The 1,210-nt window shown below is 37.0% G+C and carries 1 protein-coding gene; it reads left to right on the forward strand.

Annotated features, from left to right (window positions below):
* Window positions 1-422 precede the first annotated feature (422 nt).
* Window positions 423-998 carry a Uma2 family endonuclease gene (locus F6K40_RS40345; RefSeq protein ID WP_293146006.1) on the forward strand — a complete coding sequence of 192 codons (576 nt, stop codon included), beginning with the start codon at window positions 423-425 and terminating at the stop codon, window positions 996-998.
* Window positions 999-1,210: the final 212 nt, after the last annotated feature.

A 1,210-nucleotide genomic window follows, 5' to 3' on the forward strand; every position in this document is an offset into this window, starting at 1 on the left:
CCATCCGTGTATCCGTGGCCAAATCCGTGTCTAGCTTAGAAGTTATTGTCATTGCGAGGCGGTGATAGAAACAGTCTAGTAGTGGACTACATCCATCCGTGTATCCGTGGCCTAATCCGTGTCTAGCTTAGAAGTTATTGTCATTGCGAGGCGGTGATAGAAACAGTCTAGTAGTGGACTACATCCATCCGTGTATCCGTGGCCAAATCCGTGTCTAGCTTAGAAGTTATTGTCATTGCGAGGCGGTGATAGAAACAGTCTAGTAGTGGACTACATCCATCCGTGTATCCGTGGCCTAATCCGTGTCTAGCAAAGATTGCTTCGAGGGGTGTTGAGAATGTCTCTTGAAAATAATTTCTTTTCTTTCCCCCCTCGCAATGACAGTATTTGTGATAGTTAACTCTGAGGAATAAAGAATCAAAATGACAAACTTGACTATCGAGATTGACTCAATAATTGACCTGACAGACGAACAATTTTTTCAACTATGTCAAATAAATAAGGAAATAAGATTTGAAAGAAATGCCAAGGGAGATTTAATTATTGTGCCCTTAATGGGAGGAGAAACTGGAATTATTAATGCTGAAATTTCTGGCAATTTAGGAATGTGGAATAGAGAAACAAAATTAGGAATTTGTTTCAGTTCTTCCCTAGGTTGTCAACTTCCCAATGGCGCTGTCCGTTCTCCTAGTTGTTCCTGGATACCCATAGAAAAATGGAATAATTTAACTCCCGAACAAAGAGAAAAGTTTTTACCTTTTTGCCCAGATTTTTTAGTCGAATTAATGTCACCTGACGACAGTTTATCCGACACCAGAGAAAAAATGAAAGAATATCTAGAAAATGGGATGAAATTAGGTTGGTTAATTAATCGAAAATCTCAGCAAGTAGAAATTTATCGTGCTGGTAAAAAAGTGGAAATATTAGACTCCCCTGAAACATTATCTGGAAAAGATATTTTACCTGGATTTATATTAGATATGACAAAAATTTGGTAGTTAACTCTATGAAACTGCTACAATAAAACTTAACTAGGTAAAATATTTGATTGATATGGCGGTTGGAAATTACTCATAACTGATAACTGATAACTGATAACTGATAACTGTGATGGTTGGTTAATTAATCGAAAATCTCAGCAAGTAGAAATTTATCGTGCTGGTAAAAAAGTGGAAATATTAGACTCCCCTGAAACATTATCTGGAAAAGA

The organism is Okeania sp. SIO3I5 (genome assembly GCF_010672085.1).
Taxonomy (GTDB): domain Bacteria; phylum Cyanobacteriota; class Cyanobacteriia; order Cyanobacteriales; family Microcoleaceae; genus Trichodesmium.